The sequence below is a fragment of the Plantactinospora sp. CNZ320 genome (assembly GCF_002846275.1).
Genome location: NZ_PJMP01000001.1, coordinates 4,317,177 through 4,334,089, shown reverse-complemented (window position 1 = coordinate 4,334,089; position 16,913 = coordinate 4,317,177). Strand labels below are relative to the sequence as shown.

Annotated in this window: 16 protein-coding genes; 6 read left to right on the top strand and 10 right to left on the bottom strand. The window is 73.9% G+C overall.

Features of this window, described 5'->3' with window-relative positions:
- The first annotated feature begins 147 nt into the window (after positions 1-147).
- The 3 genes from CLT71_RS19220 (at position 148) to CLT71_RS19210 (ending at position 4,616) form a co-directional block, all read left to right on the top strand.
- Complete coding sequence (locus CLT71_RS19220) at positions 148-3,222, top strand: AfsR/SARP family transcriptional regulator (protein WP_101368323.1); 3,075 nt, start codon at positions 148-150, stop codon at positions 3,220-3,222.
- 87 nt (positions 3,223-3,309) lie between these two features.
- A complete protein-coding gene (locus CLT71_RS19215) occupies positions 3,310-4,065 on the top strand; it encodes a helix-turn-helix transcriptional regulator (RefSeq protein ID WP_101368322.1) in 756 nt (251 codons plus the stop codon).
- Between the two features lie 95 nt (positions 4,066-4,160).
- On the top strand, positions 4,161-4,616 hold the full coding sequence (locus tag CLT71_RS19210) for a nuclear transport factor 2 family protein (RefSeq protein ID WP_101368321.1): 456 nt from the start codon (positions 4,161-4,163) through the stop codon (positions 4,614-4,616).
- 236 nt (positions 4,617-4,852) lie between these two features.
- Here the strand turns inward: CLT71_RS19210 and CLT71_RS19205 are convergent, their stop codons facing one another.
- Both CLT71_RS19205 and CLT71_RS19200 read right to left on the bottom strand, forming a co-directional pair.
- A complete protein-coding gene (locus CLT71_RS19205) occupies positions 4,853-5,266 on the bottom strand; it encodes a VOC family protein (protein WP_101368320.1) in 414 nt (137 codons plus the stop codon).
- Positions 5,263-6,147, bottom strand: coding sequence for a helix-turn-helix domain-containing protein (locus CLT71_RS19200; RefSeq protein ID WP_486483347.1), 885 nt, complete (start codon positions 6,145-6,147; stop codon positions 5,263-5,265). The genes CLT71_RS19205 and CLT71_RS19200 overlap by 4 nt, the downstream gene beginning before the upstream one ends.
- A 165-nt stretch (positions 6,148-6,312) precedes the next feature.
- Here CLT71_RS19200 and CLT71_RS19195 point away from each other — a divergent pair, with 165 nt between their 5' ends.
- Entirely contained in the window at positions 6,313-6,939 is a 627-nt protein-coding gene (locus CLT71_RS19195) for an NADPH-dependent F420 reductase (protein WP_101368319.1), read from the top strand.
- Between the two features lie 72 nt (positions 6,940-7,011).
- On the opposite strand, the gene CLT71_RS19190 is transcribed toward CLT71_RS19195, so the two are convergent.
- The 6 genes from CLT71_RS19190 to CLT71_RS19165 all read right to left on the bottom strand — a co-directional run bounded on the left by CLT71_RS19190 (position 7,012) and on the right by CLT71_RS19165 (position 14,134).
- Positions 7,012-8,361, bottom strand: coding sequence for an AI-2E family transporter (locus CLT71_RS19190; protein WP_199187646.1), 1,350 nt, complete (start codon positions 8,359-8,361; stop codon positions 7,012-7,014).
- A 121-nt stretch (positions 8,362-8,482) separates the two neighbouring features.
- Entirely contained in the window at positions 8,483-9,415 is a 933-nt protein-coding gene (locus CLT71_RS19185; protein ID WP_486483346.1) for a hypothetical protein, read from the bottom strand.
- Positions 9,416-9,636: 221 nt separating this feature from the next.
- Entirely contained in the window at positions 9,637-10,323 is a 687-nt protein-coding gene (locus CLT71_RS19180; RefSeq protein WP_101368318.1) for a response regulator transcription factor, read from the bottom strand.
- Positions 10,293-11,456: a hypothetical protein gene (locus CLT71_RS19175; protein WP_101368317.1), complete on the bottom strand. Its 1,164-nt coding sequence runs from the start codon at positions 11,454-11,456 to the stop codon at positions 10,293-10,295. The genes CLT71_RS19180 and CLT71_RS19175 overlap by 31 nt, the downstream gene beginning before the upstream one ends.
- Positions 11,446-12,651: a sensor histidine kinase gene (locus CLT71_RS19170; RefSeq protein ID WP_486483697.1), complete on the bottom strand. Its 1,206-nt coding sequence runs from the start codon at positions 12,649-12,651 to the stop codon at positions 11,446-11,448. The genes CLT71_RS19175 and CLT71_RS19170 overlap by 11 nt, the downstream gene beginning before the upstream one ends.
- A 436-nt stretch (positions 12,652-13,087) precedes the next feature.
- Entirely contained in the window at positions 13,088-14,134 is a 1,047-nt protein-coding gene (locus CLT71_RS19165) for an SMP-30/gluconolactonase/LRE family protein (RefSeq protein WP_486483345.1), read from the bottom strand.
- A 74-nt stretch (positions 14,135-14,208) separates the two neighbouring features.
- Here CLT71_RS19165 and CLT71_RS19160 point away from each other — a divergent pair, with 74 nt between their 5' ends.
- Together CLT71_RS19160 and CLT71_RS19155 are read left to right on the top strand one after the other, a co-directional pair.
- Positions 14,209-14,673 carry an NUDIX domain-containing protein gene (locus tag CLT71_RS19160; protein WP_101371587.1) on the top strand — a complete coding sequence of 155 codons (465 nt, stop codon included), beginning with the start codon at positions 14,209-14,211 and terminating at the stop codon, positions 14,671-14,673.
- Between the two features lie 158 nt (positions 14,674-14,831).
- Complete coding sequence (locus CLT71_RS19155) at positions 14,832-15,455, top strand: DedA family protein (protein ID WP_101368315.1); 624 nt, start codon at positions 14,832-14,834, stop codon at positions 15,453-15,455.
- Between the two features lie 104 nt (positions 15,456-15,559).
- On the opposite strand, the gene CLT71_RS19150 is transcribed toward CLT71_RS19155, so the two are convergent.
- On the bottom strand, positions 15,560-16,021 hold the full coding sequence (locus tag CLT71_RS19150) for a hypothetical protein (RefSeq protein ID WP_199187645.1): 462 nt from the start codon (positions 16,019-16,021) through the stop codon (positions 15,560-15,562).
- Between the two features lie 176 nt (positions 16,022-16,197).
- On the bottom strand, positions 16,198-16,827 hold the full coding sequence (locus CLT71_RS19145) for a LysE family translocator (RefSeq protein WP_101368313.1): 630 nt from the start codon (positions 16,825-16,827) through the stop codon (positions 16,198-16,200).
- Positions 16,828-16,913 lie beyond the last annotated feature (86 nt).

Sequence of the window (16,913 nt, the reverse complement as noted above, 5' to 3'; positions counted from 1 at the left end):
CTAGCAGCTTGAAGATGCCCGCCACACAACTGCCACACGATTGGCACACGCCACGCGGCCGCAGCCCCGGCACACCACCCCGGGCTGGGCAGACACCGTAGTACGGTTTCATGTCCGTGATTTGCCTGCGGCTCAGGGAGACGGCGCGTGAAGTTCGGGGTGCTCGGGCCGCTGCGGGTCTGCACCGACTCCGGAGCCGAGCTGGTGCTGCGCAGCCGGCACCAGCGCACCGTGCTCGGCGCACTGCTGGTCGGCGCCGGCCAACTCGTCACCGTCGACCGGCTGGTGGAGACGCTCTGGGGTGACAACCCGCCGGCCTCGTACGCCTCCAACCTCCAGACCTACGTCTCCCGGCTGCGCGAGCGGCTGCCCGGCCTGAGCATCGCGCACCGCAGCGACGGCTACCTGCTGCGGGTACCGACCGACGACCTCGACGTACTGGTGTTCCGGCGGGAGGTCGCCACCGGCCGGGCCGCGCTGGCCGCGGGTGATCCGGCGCTGGCCGCCGACCGGTTCCGGCGTGGACTGCGCCAGTGGCGGGGACGGCCGCTGGCCGACCTGACGGTGCCGACGCTGGAACCCGAACTGGCGCAGTGGGAACTCGAACGGGTCGGCGCGCAGGAGGACTGTGTCGACGCCGACCTGCGCGCCGACGGCGACCTCGCGACCGTCCTGTCCGAACTGCACCAACTGGTGACCGAGCACCCGATGCGGGAGCGGCCGTACGGCCAGCTGATGGTGGCGCTGTACCGGGCCGGGCGGCGGGCCGACGCGCTCGCCGCGTACCAGCGGGCCCGGGAGATCTTCGTCACCGAACTGGGTGTCGAGCCCGGACCCGAACTGCGCCGGTTGCACCAGGCGATCCTGCGTGGCGAGGAGCCGTCGGTCGGCCGGACCGGTAACCGGCCCGAGGCGGCGCCCCGGTCGCCGTTTCCGGTCTGCCAGTTGCCGCCGGCCCTGTCCGGCTTCGTCGGCCGGGCCGGCAGCATCGAGCGGATCGAGCGGCTGCTCACCTCGGCGGAGGGCGCGGTGCCGGTGGTGGCGGTCTCCGGGCAGCCCGGCGTCGGCAAGAGCGCCCTGGCGGTGACGGTGGCGCACCGGATCCGGGACCGGTTCCCGGACGGGCAGCTCTTCGTACACCTGGCCGGGGCCTCGGCCGCTCCCCGGGATCCGGCCGCGGTCCTGGCCGACCTGCTCCGGGTGCTGGGCGTGCCCGGTTCGGCGTTGCCGCAGAACCTCTCCGCGCTGGCCGCCGCCTACCGGGCGCGGCTCGCGGACCGCCGGGTCCTGGTCGTCCTCGACGACGCCGCCACCGCCGCGCAGGTCCGGCCGCTGCTTCCGGGTACCCCCGGCAGCGCCGTGCTGACCACCAGCCGGCGCCGGCTCAGCGGGCTGATCGACGCCCGGCACCTGCCGGTCGGCCCGCTGACCGACGACGAGGCCCGGGCGCTGCTGGCCGACGTGGTGGGCCCGGAGCGGGTCGCCGAGGAGCCTGGCCAGGCGGCCCGGATCGCCGCCGCCTGCGGCAACCTGCCGCTGGCGGTCCGGATCGCGGGTACCCGGCTCGCCACCCGGTCGTGGCCGCTGGCGATCCTCGCCGACCGGCTCGACGACGAGCGGCAGCGCCTCGACGAACTGGCCGCCGGAGACCTCCAGGTCCGGGCCAGCCTGGCGCTGAGCGTGCAGGCCCTCTCCGCGGCGACCCGGGAGGCCTTCGGCCTGCTCGGCTCGCTCGGCCCGGTCAGCTTCGCGGCCTGGGCGGTCGCCGAGCTGCTGGAGCGCGCCGACGCCGACCGGGTGCTCGACGAACTGGTCGAGGCGAGCCTGCTGGAGGTGACCCGGCCGGCGGACGGTGGCGAGCCGCGCTACCGCCTGCACGACCTGCTCCGGGTCTACGCCGAGGAACTCGCCGCCACCGACGACGGTCCCGCACCGGCGCCAGGCCAGAGTGATTCCACTGTGGAGGCGCCGGGGCGGCGGGCCGGAGCGCAGCGCCGGCTGGTGACCGCCGCCGCCGCGATCGCCGACAGCGCCGCTCGCCGACTGCCCCGGACCCTGACCTGGGCCCGCCTCGCGGAGCCGCCCGCAGGGGTACGCCCGCCGCGCGCCGCCGAACGAGCCGCCGCCGATCCGCTGGGCTGGTTCGGTGCCGAACTCGACCTCCTCACCGGCCTGCTCGGACTCGCGCCGGAGTGCGGTGCCGAACGGGCCGCGATCGACCTCGCGGAGCGGCTCGCCCCGTACTGCTGGGTGCACGGACACTGGACGGCGCTCCAGACGGTGCAGCGGCTGGCCCGGCAGGCCGCCGAGCGGATCGGCGACGACCGGACGATCGCCCGCGCCGACTTCGTCACCGGCCTGCTGCAATTGGCCCGGGGCGACCTGGCGGGCGCGGCCGAGCGGCTGCGCGACGGTCGGGACCGGTACGAGCGGCTCGCCGACCGGCACGGCCTGGCCTGCCTGCTCAGCGACGAGGCGGTGCTCTACGACTACCAGAACCGCGCCGAGGACGCCGCGTCGACGGCCGAGCGGGCGGTGGCACTGTTCCGGGCCGAGGGGGACCCGCTCGGCGCCCTGCTTGCCGCGCCGGTGCTCTCGGCCGCGTACCGGGGGCTGGGGCGGCTGGACGAGGCGCTGGCCGTGGACGAGGCGGCGGTGGTCGAAGCAGGTGAACTGGACGCGGCCGAGATCGTCACCGCCCGCTGCCTGAACGCGCTCGCGGTGACCCGGCTGCTCCGCGACGAGCCCGCGCTGGCGTACGCCGCAGCGGAGCGGGCCGTGGCGCTGCTGCGTACGGTGAACGACCGGTACGTGCTGCTGGCCGCCCTGCGTCACCTCGCCTCGGCGGCGATCTGTCTGGGCCGGCGTGCCGAGGCGGTGCACCGGCTCCAGCAGAGTCACGACCTGGCGGTGCGGTTGGGTGACCGCCCCTGGGCCACCGGCCTGGAACGGGACCTGGCGGTGAGCTGGATCGGCGACGGGCGGGCGACGGCGGCGGTCGGCGTACTGCGCCGGTGTGCGCGCACCTTCGAGGAGATGAGCATGCCGTCGGCTCAGGCGGCCACGCTGAACATGTTGGCCAGGGCGTACGACGAGACCGGTGACCGGGAGGCGGCCCGCGACGCCCGGTTCTGGGCCGGAATCCTCAGCGATCCCCGGGACACCCGAACCCCGGCGCTGGCCGGCATCGTGCTGCGCCTGGCCGACGCACTTCCGGTGTAAGGAGGGGCCCCCGCTTATCGTTTTCTGTTGTAGCGGGGGCCCTTCCTTACACCCGGGAACGTCGTACCCGATGGGTAGTTTTGGCAGGTGAACCGTACCGATCGGCTTTATGCCCTGGTGGAGGAGTTGCGCGCGGTCGCACCCCGACCGCGCAGCGCACGCTGGCTCGCCGACCGATTCGAGGTCGACGCGCGCACGATCAGGCGGGACATCGGCGCTCTACAGGAGTCCGGCGTGCCCATCTACCCCGAGCTGGGCCGGGGTGGCGGCTACGTGCTGGACCGGGCCTACACGCTGCCGCCGGTGAACATCACCCCACGCGAGGCGATCGCCGCCGCCGTCGCGCTGGAGACGATGGCCGACACCCCGTTCCTCGACGCGGCACGGTCGGTGCTGCACAAGATCCTGGCGGTGATGCCACCGTCCGACGTGGAGGCGGTGGCCGAGCTGGCCGGCCGGATCAGGTTGACAGGGCCGGGGCCGGAGCCGGCGGCGGCGCCCGCCCGGCAGGTGCTCCGGACCGCCGGTGACGCGCTGCTCAGCCGTACCGTGCTGGCGATCGAGTACGTCGACCGCAACGGCGCCGCCTCACAGCGGCTGATCGAGCCGGTGGAACTGCTCGGTGCCGGCCGGCTCTGGTATCTGGTCGGCTGGTGCCGGCTCCGGCAGGAGGTACGCGGCTTCCGGCTCGACCGGATGCGCCGCGCCGCGCCGACGAGCGAGACCGCTCCGCCCCGGTCGATCGAGCCCGCCTGGCGGGGTGGGCTGGAGGTGCCGGCGACCCCGCTGCAACTGCCCGGACGAGCGGATTCGTCGAGAAAAGCGGACAGGATGCTGTCCTGACCGGCATCGAGAATGGTGGGTGACGAGACCGGCGCGGTGCCGCCGACGCGATCGGCGGACCGGGCCGGATCACCGCCCACGGGAGGACTCTCGCGATGACCATCAACACCAACCACAGCTCGGTCGTGGCCCCCGTCGACTCCCGGCCGATGCTCTGGCAGAACTGGATGGCGCTGCGCAACGGCGACCGCTCGCTCGTCGAGGAGATCCTCGCGCCCACGGTTCTCGCCCACCTGCCGGTGCCGGGTGGGTCGCCGGAGCGGGTCCGGGGCCGCCAGGCGCTGGTCGCCTGGGTCGCCGCGCGGCACGCCGGCTGCCCGGACGCGCAACTCGACGTCGAGGTCGGCCCGATCATCGGGCCCGATCTGATCGCCGGTCGGTGGAAACTCACCCGGGCCGGCGACGACCCGGGCAGCCTTTGTCCACACAGGATCGTGGTGGCCTGCTCCGGGGTCGACATCCTGCGGGTCGACGGCGACCGGATCGTCGAGTACTGGAGCCACGACGACAGCGTCCGACTGGACCGCTGCCTGACCTACAGCGCCGCCTGACAACGGCCCGGGTGCGGGGCGGGACGAGTCGACCGCCGCCCCGCACCCGGCCCTCCCACCGGCCGGGCCGGAGCCCCGCCACCCGTCACGGGTGCGGGGTCCGGCCCGCCTCCGTGCCGGTCAGGAGGGCCGGCGGCTCAGGAGGGCCCGGCCGCTGCACGGTGTCGATCGACTCGGCGAACGCTCAGGAGGCCCGGCCGATCAGGAGGCCCGGCCGATCAGGAGGGCCCGGCCGCTCAGGAGGGGCCGGCCTCGCCCCGGTAACTGCCGAACGACCAGTGGTTGCCCTCCGGGTCACGGAGCAGGATCTCGCGGCCGCCGTAACCCGTGTCCCTTCGGTCCTGGAGCACCTCGGCACCGGCGGCGACCGCCCGGTCATAGAGCGCGTCCACGTCGTCGGTCACCGCGTACGCCCCGAAGGTGCCCGGACGCAGCGGCCACGGGTCGGTCGAGTCGTCCCGGACCGAGCCGAGCATGATGCCGCCGCCGGGCGGCCAGCGCAACTGGGCGTGATGCACCATGTCACCGTCGGCGCTGACCATGACCTCCTCGAACCCGAACGCGTCGACCAGGAACCGGATCAGCCCCCGGGCGTCCCGGGCCCGCAACGTGGGCCAGACCTGCGGCGGCGGAAGCGAGTTGTCTGTCATGCCGCCGAGTCTGCCGGCACCGACCCCGCCCCTGCTTGGACGTTTCGGAACCCGTCGCCGGCCTCGTCGGCCAGCCATCGGCTCGGCGGGCAGCCGGCGAAGGCCCGGAAGTCCCGGTCCAGGTGTGCCTGGTCGTAGTAGCCCGCCGCCACGGCCACCTCGGCCAGTGCACCGGACCAGCCCGGCGAGGGTGGGCGCTGGAGCAGCCGGCGAGCCCGGTCGAACCGCACCACCCGGGCGGCCCGCTTCGGGCTCAGGCCGATCTCGACCCCGAACGCCCGGCTCAGATAGCGGGTACTCCAGCCGGTCTCCCGGGCCAGTTCGGCCACCGGCACGGTGCCACCGCTGGAGAGCAGGCGCCGCCAGGCGTGCACGAGTTCGGCCGGGGGTCGGGTGTCCGGGGCGAGCCGGTCGAGCAGCAGCCGGTCGAGCAGCGCGAACCGCTCGGCCCAGCCGTCGGCGCTGTGCAGCCGCTCCCGGAGTTCGGCGGCGAAGGGCCCGAGCACGGCACCGGCGTCGAGATCGGCGTGCGCGAGTTCTCCGGCCGGCAGACCGAGCAGCGCCCGGGCACCGAGCGGGCTGAGCGCCAGTTGGATCCCGGACTGCCGACCCGGGTGCACGATCAACGCGGGCGAGGTGTGCAGGCCGCCGAGCAGCGTGTCGTACCGGCCCGGCGGGGTGGCCGGGTCCGGGTGGACGGCTACCACCAGCGGATCGTCGAAGGTGACGATAAGTGTCAGGTACGGCGACGGCAGTCCCCGGTGCCGCCCCGGCGGATGGCCGCTCGCCCGGTAGCCGACGTACCCGGAAAGGTACGGCCGCAGGGCCGGCGCCGGATGCCGCTCGACGAACTCCGACCTCGGCTCGATCGTCACCGTCACCCTGACACCTCCTTCCCGGCTGACCTACCGGCTCTGACCAGCCTATGTCCGCCGGCCGGGGCATGCCGGCGGGGGCGTTGCCGGGTGGCCGGCCGGGGTGCGGCGGCGGGCGTTTGCCGTAGGGCGGGCCGGGTAGCCCCGCCCAGGCGGTGGAGGGGGAGGATCATGCGGATCGGCATTGTCGGCACCGGGCACGTCGGTGGCACGCTGGCCCGGTTGTTCAACAAGGCGGGCCACGAACTGGCGGTGGCCAACTCGCGCGGGCCGGAGACACTCCGTGGGCTCGCCGACGAACTGGGCGAACGGGTACGGCCGGCGACCGTCGAGGAGGCGGCCCGGTTCGGCGAGGTGGTGGTGGTCTCGGTACCGGTCGGCCGGTACGCCGAACTGCCCGCCGAGCCGATGCGGGGCAAGACGGTGATCGACACCGGGAACTACTACCCGGAGCGGGACGGCCACGATCCAGCGCTTGACCAGGATCGCACCACCTCCAGCGAGCTGCTCCAACGGCATCTGCCGGAGGCACACGTGGTGAAGGCGTTCAACGCGATGCGCTGGGACCACCTGCGGGAGTACGGCCGCCAGTCCTCGGCGCAGCGCCGTTACGGCATCCCGGTCTCCGGCGACGACGCCCGCGCGAAACGGCAGGTCGCCGACCTGATCGAGCAGATCGGGTACGAGCCGGTCGACGCCGGTCCGCTGACGCAGGGGCGCCGGCACCAGCCCGGTACCCCGGTCTATCTCGCCGACCTGGACGGCGCCGAACTGCACAGCGTGCTCGGCGCGCCGTAACCGCCCGTCCGGGCGCGCCCGGGTCTCCGGTCTCCCCGGCCGACCTCGCGGTTCATCCGCCGACTTCGGGGTTCACCCCCCGGACGGTTCCCGGCCTGCCGCGCCCGGCCCCCGATCCGCCCGTCCCTCGCCGGCCGGCCCCTCCCGGTCGACCGGTCCCTCCTGTTCGACCGGTCCCTCCTGTTCGACCGGTCCCTCCTGTTCGACCGGTCCCTCCTGATCGGCCGGTCCCTCCTGATCGGCGCCGCTCCGGCTGCCGTCACCGAGTCGGGCGCCGCCCCCAGGTTGGCCGCCGTCACCGAGTTGGCCGCCGCCACCGAGTTGAGCGCCACCGTCGAGTTGGGCGCGCCGGTCGGCCGCCACCGTGTCGAGCACCCGGTAGAGGACCGCGGCGATCGGCACCGCGACGAAGGCGCCGACGATCCCGCCGAGCAGGGTGCCGGCGGTGACCACCAGCAACACCACCACCGGATGCAGCCGGACCTGGCGTTTCATGATCAGCGGTTCGAGCAGGTTCCCCTCGGTCTGCTGCACCGCGATCACCGCCGCCAGCACCAGCAGCGCCGTGGTCGGCCCGTTCGCGGCCAGCGCGACGAGTACCGCGATGCTCCCGGCGACGGTGGCCCCAATGATCGGCACGAACCCGCCGAGGAACGTGATCACCGCCAGCGGCAACGCCAGCGGGACCCGGAGCAGCAGCAGGGCGGTACCGATGCCTACCGCGTCGATCGCGGCGATCATCATCGTGCCTCGGGTGTACGCGCCCAAGGTGCGCCAGCCGGCCCGACCGGCCGCCGCCGCCCGCGACCGGGAGCGCTGCGGGACCCGCTCCAGCACCCACCGCCACATCGGGCGCCCGTCCTTCAACAGGAAGAACAGCAGCACCAGGATCAGCAGCAGGGCGCCGGCCGCCTCCGCCGCCGTTGCCGCGCCACTGACCGGGTCCGGAGCCGACTTCTGCACCCCGGTCACGGCCTGCTGGGTCAACTTGTCGAGCTGCGCCTCGCTGATCGGCAGCGCGCCGATCAGGAAGTCCCGGGTACGCTCCAACCCCTGGTCCAGCTGTTCGACCAGTTCGGAGAACTGGTCGGCGGTAAGCCGCCAGACCAGCAGTACGGCGCCGCCGAGCAGCGCCAGCAGCAGCAGTACGGTGGTCAGCGCGGCGAGCGCGGGCGGGAAGCGCCACCGGCGCAGCCGACTGGCCACCGGATCGAGCAGCCCGGCCAGGAACAGGGTGGCCGCGAGCGCGATGCTCAGCGGGGCGAGCCGGGTGGCGATCTGCGCCAGCACGTACGCCCCGGCCGTGATGACGAGCAGACAGGCACTGGCCAGCACCGCCCAGCGCACCAACCAGGGGAGACGGTCCAGTAACTGGGTGGAGCGCCCGCCGTACCCGTCCGACCGGTCGGCCGCGTTGCCCATGTCCGCCTCCTGTCGACTCCGGCGTCACGGGTACCCGCCCGACGCCCGGGCGACACCTGCCGCTGTCGGCCGATCTGTGCGGTTCCGCCCGTGGCGGGCAACCCGCGCGACCCGACCCGGGTCAGGAGGCGGAGCCGGGCTGCCGCTCCGGCCAGCGGACAGGCGTCCCGCCCGGCGTCCGGCCCGGTGCCGACGAGTTGTGCCCCGACGGCGACAGGTTCCGGCCGGACGACTGCGAGCCACCGCCCGGCACCGTCGAGTTGCCGGTCGCCGGGGCGGAACTCCGGCTCGGCGTCGGCGCGTTCCGGCGGCGCAGCGCGCGACGGTAGTAGTCGTCCCGGTGCGCGAACTCGACCGGCAGCGAGCCGGGCAGGTCGACACCGCGCCGGGGATCGGCGAGAGCGTCGGCGTGCAGGGCCAGGCCGGCACGGCTGAGCAGCGCGTCCCACTCCGGCGGGGCCAGCTCCACCATGGCCGGATTGGCCAACCGGAAGCCGGCGACGGCCCGCCGGATCACCGTGGCCAACCGGCGTACGCTCTGCGGCGAGTCGAGCGCGCCACCGGAGAGCGCGAGCGCCGGCCGGCCGATGGCGCGTACCGCGTCGCAGACCACGAGCAGGCGTTCACCCGTCGCCGCCGTACCGGTGTCCGGGCCGGTGCCGGGGGCGAGGATGCGCAACCCGGCCGGCCACTGCCAGCGGATCTGCCCGGTCACCACCCGGGTGGCGGCCGGCCCGGTGCGGCGCCGGTGCCGTGGATCGGCCCGGAGCCCGGGCGCCGGTCCGATGTGGCAGTCCACACAGACGTACGTCAGCCGTCGGTCGGTGACGATCACCTCGGCCGGGCGCGGCAGCGACCAGGACAACTCGTCCGAGCCGGCGTGCGGGGCGAGCAGGTATCCGGCGACCATGACCCGGTCACGCCACAGCACCCGTTCGTCGGCGTCCAGCACGAGCCGGCGGTGCCAGTCGAGCCGGGGGAAGTAGGTGTCGTCCTGGTCCGGGTCGTCGAAACGGTGGGGCCGGATGAAGAACGGGGACGCGTTCTCGGTCATGGGGGAGGGCCTCCCGGGTACGGGACGTCGTACCTTCTAGGCTGGCGGACTTCTGATCCGCTGTCACGACGGTTGTTGGGGGGTCGGACGCTCGGCTGACCCGCCCACGGCCGTTGGGTGACGGATACTGGATCTACGGCCGCGTCGACGCGTCACCGGGCGTCCCGGAAGGCGATGCCGGCGCTTCGGCTCGCCGGGGCGGCTCCGCGCCGGCCGGTGCCCTAGTTGCCGATCTCGTCGGCCCGGACGAGCCCGTCCTCGATGGCCCGGGCCAGCAGCGCGGCCTTGGTGGCGGCGGGCCGGCCGGCTCGGGCGTACTTGATCCGGGCCCGGTCGATGTACTGCTTGACGGTGTGCTCGCTGATGTTCATCCGGCGCGCCACCGAGGCCTTCGACATCGACTGGAACCAGAGCAGCAGCGCCTCGCGTTCCTTGTCGGAGAGGACGGGCCGGCCGGTACGCCGGTCACCGACGATCGCACCCGCCAGCGCCGGTGGCACGTACGGCCGGTCGCTCGCCGCCGCCAGTACGGTGTCCACGCAGTGCTCCCGTCCCTCCTGCTTGGCCAGGAAGGCGACCGCGCCCGCGTCCAGTACTGCCAGGATGGTGTCCGGGTCGCTGTGTTCGGAGTAGACCACCACCCGCCGGCCGGCACTGCTCAGCTCGGTCACCTTGTCGATCACCATCCGGCCGTGCAGTCGCAGGTCGAGCAGGATCACGTCGGCCGGTGGCTGGCCGGCGGCGAGTACCGTGTCCGGGTTCTCGCCGGTGGCCACCACCGCCAGCCGAGGCTCGGCGGCCAGCCACGAGCGGATCCCCTCGATGACCACCGGGTGGTCGTCGACGATCGCGACCGTGATCCGCGATCCTTCCGGGGTCATGCCGCCCGCCACCGGGTCTGCACCCATACCAGTTCCTCGTTCTCCTCGTAGACGTACTCCACCTCGCCGCCGGTCGCGCCGAGGTGGTCGTCGCCGGCCCCTCCGATGGTGTCACCGGGGGTGGCCGGCTCGGACGTGATGATCGACGTGCCGGGTGTGGTCAGACTCACCACGACCTCGTCGGGTTGGCCGACCACGGTCAGCCGGGCCCACCGGGTTGCGGCGGCCAGGGTCGTGGTCAGCGGTTCGGCGAGCTGGCGACGGATCTCCACCGGCAGTGGTGGCAGCGTGCCGACGGCCACGAAGTCGATCGGCAGGCCGTTGCGTTCCACCACGTCGACGCAGGCGCGCAGCTCGTGCAGCAGCGGATCCGGCACGTCGTCCGACTCGGCGATCAGGCGGCGCAGCCGGGACGCCTCCAGGGCGCAGCGGCGCTGCACCGCCGGGTCCGCCGGGTCGGCCCGGCCCTGTGCGAGTTCGGTCAGGATGGCCCCGGCGGTCCGGTCCAGCGCGGCGAGCCGGTCCCGGCGGGTCTGGTGGGTCCGGCCGGCGGCGGCCCGCTCGGTCTCGATCGCCGTGCGGGCCGCCGCCGCCTGGGCCGTGGTGCCGGCGAGAGTGATGAGCAGGTTGATCGCGATCATCATCGCGATGGGCAGGGTCGCGTTGCCGTAGACGGCCATCCCGTACCGGCTCAGGTCCGCGGCGCCCGCGCCGCGTAGTGCCAGTACCCCGACCAGGGCGATCACCGCGCCGACCGCCAGCACCGCGACCAGGGCCGGGATCCGGCGACCCCAGAGCAGGAGTACGACGAACCAGCCGAGGGTCGGCCAGCCGAAGTTGGCGAAGTCGAAGACGAGCGACCCGGGTACGCAGGCGAAGACCACCACGTCGACCAGGAGCAGTACCCCGACGAGTGGCCAGGTCGGCGAGGGGGTGCCCCGCAGCAGGTGGACCGCGGCGACCACGCCGACAGCGGCGAAGACCAGCCAGCCGGTGCCGACGAGCCAGGGCAGCCGGTACTGCTGCCAGTGGCCGACCATCGCCGGCAGGTTGATGGCGAAGTGCCAGCCGAAGGCGATCAGCACGGCCGCGATCCGGGGACCCCGCTCGACGGTGGCGGTGACGGTGCCCGCCGCACCGCCGGCCAGATCAGTGGACATCCGGCCACTCCAGCCGGATCCGGGTGCCCTGCCCGGGGGCGGAGGTCACCTCGGCCCGGCCGCCGACGGTCGCCATCCGGCCGTGTACGGACTCCCGCAGGCCGTACCGGTGCCTGGGGACCGTGGTCGGGTCGAAGCCGGGACCGTCGTCGAGCACCTCGACCGCGACGGTGTCGCCGCTGCGGTGCAGTCGCACCGAGGCGGTGGCTCCCGGCGCGTGCCGGAGCACGTTGGACAGTGCCTCGCCGGTGCTGTGGGTGACCGCCTCGGCGACCCGGGCCGGCACCGCGCACGGTTCCAGCGCGGCGCTGGCCCGCAACTCCGGCAGCCGGCCGAGCAGGGTGCGCAGCCGTTCGTCGAGCGCGACGAGCTGGACCTCGCCCTCCGGTTCGACGCCGGAGGACGACCGGTTGGCGGCCAGATCGGCCAGGGTACGCAGGTCGGCGGCGGCCCGTTCGCGCAGCAGTGACGAGGGCCCGGCGACCGCGCCGAGACCGACCACGGTGAGGGTGGAGAGGACGGTGTCGTGCAGGTCGCGGTTCTGCTGCCACTCGGCGGCCCGAGCGGCCCGGGCGGTCACGGCGGCCCGGGCGGTCTCCTGGTAGGCCGCGAAGGCGGCGTCGGCGAGCCGGCTGCTGCGCCGGGCCACCCCGGCGAGTGCGGCGGCGCTGCCGGTCTGCACGACGAGGGTGACGGCGTGCCCGATCGCCTCGGTGTCGTCGCCGGCCAGGTGCGCGCCGAACCCGTACGCGGCGGCCACCAGCAGCCCGGCAGGCACCGAGCGGGCGGGCGAGAGGATGAACTGGGCGACGATCACCGAGGTGCTGGACTGGATCGCCACCCAACTCACCTCGCCGGGCAGTACCTCGGCGGCGACCACGTCCCGGATCAGCAGGCAGGTGCCGACGGTGAGCAGGATGTCGACGGCGATCGCGGGCATCGGCCGCCGCCACCGGACCACCAGGGTGGCGAAGAGCACCGACCAGGCGGTCAGCAGGCTCACCACGACGACGAGCAGCGGGGTGGAGACCGGCGGGGTACGCACCGCGAGCGCCGCCGCCGCACAGGCGAGCCCGCAGGTGAGCCGGAGCAGAGCCGGAAAGATCGTGTAGACCCAGCCGAGCGCGCTCGCGGCCGGCGACTCGCTGATGACCGGCGACGACCCGGTGATGACGGGCGGCGTCGACTCGCTGATGACCGGTGGCGACCCGGTGGTGACCGGCGGCGTCGACCCGGGGGTGACCGGTGGCTTGTCGCCCTCTCCGGGGTGCCCGTCCCCAGCGGAGCGGGCGGCGGTGCGGGAGACAGTCACGTGCCAGACCCTCCCGTCGCTGCGGCATCGCGTTTTGGCGTCGCCGAAGTGGCCCGCCGAGGCGGGCATGCGCCGCACCGGCGGCGCATCCTTACGTATCGACGCCGAACAATAACAGAGGCATAACGGCTGTTTTGCCCCAGATGACACCCGTTACTTATCGCTCCCACGTACCGAAAGGTCGGTCCGACCGGCACGGTCCGACCGCCGGACGGGGTCACGGTGACGGCCGTACGGGGGTCAGTGTGACAGCCGTACGGGGGTCAGCGCGACCCGTACCCCTGGCGGAGCGGGTGTGTCGGGGTCCGGCGTCGACCGATCAGGCGTGGTCGTTGGCGGGTGGCACCGCGTCGACGGACATCCGGTAGATCCACACCGGATAGTCGACGTCGGAGGCGCCACCGGCGAGTCCCGGGGTCCGGTTGAGCTGGGCCGCCGGAATCCAGAGCTGGCCGGTGCCGTCGAGCCACAGCGCGTCACCCCAGACCAGCCGGGGATCGGCGACCAGTGTCTCGATCCGGCGGTCCAGGCCGATCGCCAGGATGCGCCGCCGGTCCACGTCACTCAGATAGATCACCCCGGCCGCGTCGATCGCCGTGCCGCCGGTGGTCGGGGTGTCCACCCACGGCTCTACCTGCCCGGCCACGATCTCGGGCGGGATCTCCGGATCGTCGAGGCAGCGCGTCTCGATCCGGTGCAGCGGCCCGGAGGCAGGCTGGTAGTAGAGATACCGCCCGTCCGGCGAGACCTCCAACTGGTCGGCGTGGATCCGCAACTCCCGGCCGTGCGCGTCGCGGAGCATCTCGCCGTCCGCCCGCAGCGGCCGGCGGGCGACGGTGCTGGCGTGCCCGTCGAGTACCCGCCGGCACGCCCCGGTCGCCAGGTCCAGCACGATCAGCCCCGGTGCGCCCGCGTCGGTCAGGTAGCCCATCCGGCCGTTGAACCGGACGTCGTCGACATAGCTGTTCGGCCGTAGCGCCGGCCCGAGGTCGTAACTGCGCAGCACCGTCGCCGACTCCGGGTCCACGACGATCAGCCGAGGACCACCGGGTACGACGGGCAGCCCGATCCCCGGACTGCCCGCGTCGACGATCCACAGGTTGCCGTCCGGCCCGATCCGCAATCCGTTGACGTGCACGAAGGCGCCCTCGGGATCGAGGTCGTCGCGTACCTCGTTCCAGGCCGCGTCGGGATAGGGCAGGATCCGGCCGTCCGAGACCACCTCCCCGACCTGGATCCCGGGGCCGTCGGCGGAGGGGAAGCTCACGAAGACCCGGCCGTCGCCGGTGGTGGTCACGCCGGTCCAGACCCGGTCGGCGGCGGTCATCGGGCGCAGCCGCGGGTTCTCCTGGATGGTGGGGCGCACGCCGCCGAGCCTATCGCCGGAGAGATACCGGAAAGTCCCTTTCCTTGCAGCTCGCGGTTCCTACCGTGGCGTACATGCCGATTCCGCCGTACGTCGCCCGGCTGCGTGCCGCAGTCGGATCCGCCGAGCTGCTGTTGCTGCCCTCCACCTCGGTACTGCCGGTCGACCCGGCCGGCCGGCTGCTGCTGGTACGCCACCGGGGGCACACCGAGGGGTGGGGCCTGGTCGGCGGCATCGTCGAGCCCGGCGAGTCCCCGGCCGAGGCCGCCGTACGGGAGGCGGAGGAGGAGATCGGGGTACGGGTACGGCTGCTCCGGCTGCTCGACGTACTCGGTGGACCGGAGTTCGAGGTGACCTATCCGCACGGCGACCGGGCCGCGTACGTCACCGCCGTCTACCAGGCCGAGATCGTCAGCGGAACCCCGGTGCCGGACGGTGACGAGATCGGCGAGGTCGGCTGGTTCGATCCGGCGGAACTCGCCGCGCTGCCGGTCAGCCGGTTCGCCCGGGCGGTGCTCCGGACCACCGGCCAGCTCTGACGGGCCGTTCCGGGCATCGGGTGCCCCGTCGGCGGTACCGGTCGGGTAATTACGGCCTATCGGGTCATATCCTCGGGCACGATAGGCGAGTGGAGTTCGCCCCGGCCGAAACGCCCGTCCGCTGCCGGCCCGCCGGTGCCGGCTGACGGGCGGCCCGGGTGGACGGCATCATCGACACCCTCACCGCACGCTCCGGCTGGGCGGCCCTGCTGGTGGTCGGCGGGCTCGCCTTCGGTGAGTCCGCCGCGTTCATCGGGCTGTTCCTGCCCGGCGAGACCGCCCTGCTGATCGGTGGCGCGCTCGCCGCGACCGGCCGGGTGAGCCTGCCGGCGATGGTCGCCGTCTCCACCGTCGGGGCGATCGCCGGAGACAGCGTCGGATACGAGATCGGTCGCTGGACCGGCCAGCCACTGCGGCGCAGCCGCGCCGGGCGCTGGGTCGGCGAGGAGCGCTGGTGCCGGGCCGAGCGGTTCGTGGCCCGGCACGGCCCCGTGGCGGTACTGCTCGGTCGGTGGGTCGGGGTACTCCGGACCCTGGTACCGGCGCTTGCCGGGATGAACCGGATGCCGTACCGCCGGTTCCTGCTCTACAACGCCATCGGCGGCGCGGCTTGGGCGACCGCAGTGGTAATGGTCGGCTACCTGGCCGGCGCCTCCTGGCGGCGCATCGAGAACCACCTCGGCGAGGGCGGCGCCGCCCTCGCCGCACTGGTGCTGCTCTGCCTGGCGGCGTGGTGGCTGATCCGGCGACGGCGCCGCGCCCGACGCGGCGCCCAGCCCTGACCTCGCGACGCGGCGCCCCGGCCCGTCCTCGCGTCGCGGCGTCCCGTCCTCGCGTCGCCAGCCAGCCGGCCAGCGGCGGGTACCTCGATGCTGCTTAGGTGCGGTCAGTCGGCGTTCGGCCAGGGGGAGGCGGCCACCACGACGCCGTACAGCAGGTGGTCGGCGAGCAGGGCGAGGCGTTCCCCGGTGCCGTGGCTGCGGCGCTCGTCGATGCCGAGCAGCGGGGCGATGCCCGCCTCGAAGACCGCCCAGAAGGCGAAGCCGTACGCCGGACCGGTCCAGGCCTGCCGGCGCAGCGACCGGGGCAGCAGGCCGAAGAGCATCCCGCCACCGGCACCGTACGCCCAGTGGACCATCTCGACCAGCGCCTGCCGGCGGTCCACCGGAATCCGCCGGAACAGGCTCGGCGCGGTCTGCCGCAGTACCTCCTCGGGCGGGGTGCGTTGGACCAGCCCGAGGCCGGTGGTCGCCTGCCGGAAGCCGGACATCGCCATCGCGGCGAAGGCGCCTCGGGTGGTGCCTCGCAGCGCCGCCGAGGCCGCCCGCCTGGGGTGTCGATCCGTCACCTGGGGCTCCTCTCCGTGCCGGCCACGGGCTCCTTTCCGTGCCAGCCACCCCGGCACCTACCGGGCGGGCGAGCCGCGCGCCGCCCTCGCTGCTACCCGGGTACGGCGTCGGGAAACCGGAACCACCGCCGGAACTTCCGCCGGTTCGCCGGCACGTCGACCGGTCCGGCCGGCGTTCAGCGCTCCACGGCGAGGCGTACGCCGAGACCGATGAAGATCCCACCGGTCACCGCGTCGATCCGGCGGCGTACGGCGGACCGGCGGCGCAGCCAGCCGCCGATCCGTCCGGCGAACACCCCGACGGCGCCGTCCACCAGGAACTCCAGCCCGATCAGGATGGCGCCGAGGATCGCGAACTGCAACCAGACCTGCCCCAACGCCGGATCGACGAACTGGGGCAGGAACGCGATCGTGAAGGTGACCATCTTCGGGTTGAGCAGGTTCGTCAGCAGCCCACTCAGGTATGCCTTCCGGCCCGACAGCCCACCCCCGGTCGGCAACTCGGTCCGGGCGTCCCGGCGGTGCCGGATCAACTGCACGCCGAGATAGATCAGGTAGGCGGCGCCGACGATCCGGACCACCGCGAACGCGGTCGGCGCCGCCGCGAAGAGCGCGGCCAGTCCGGCCGCCGCCACGGCCACGTGTACCGCCTCGCTCGTCGCCACCCCGGCGGTGGCGAGCAGGCCGGCGCGGGAGCCGCCGCGCATCCCGCAGCCGAGCACGAACAGCATGTCGGGGCCGGGCGTGATCATGGCGACGATTGTGGTCAGGGTGAACGCCAGCAGCAGCTGTTGATCGATCGGCATACGGTGATCCTTTCACCCGGATCCCGCGCCCCCGCCCACCGGCCGTTGTCACCGCCCGCGGCGCGGCGCCCGCCCGCCCGCGCGCG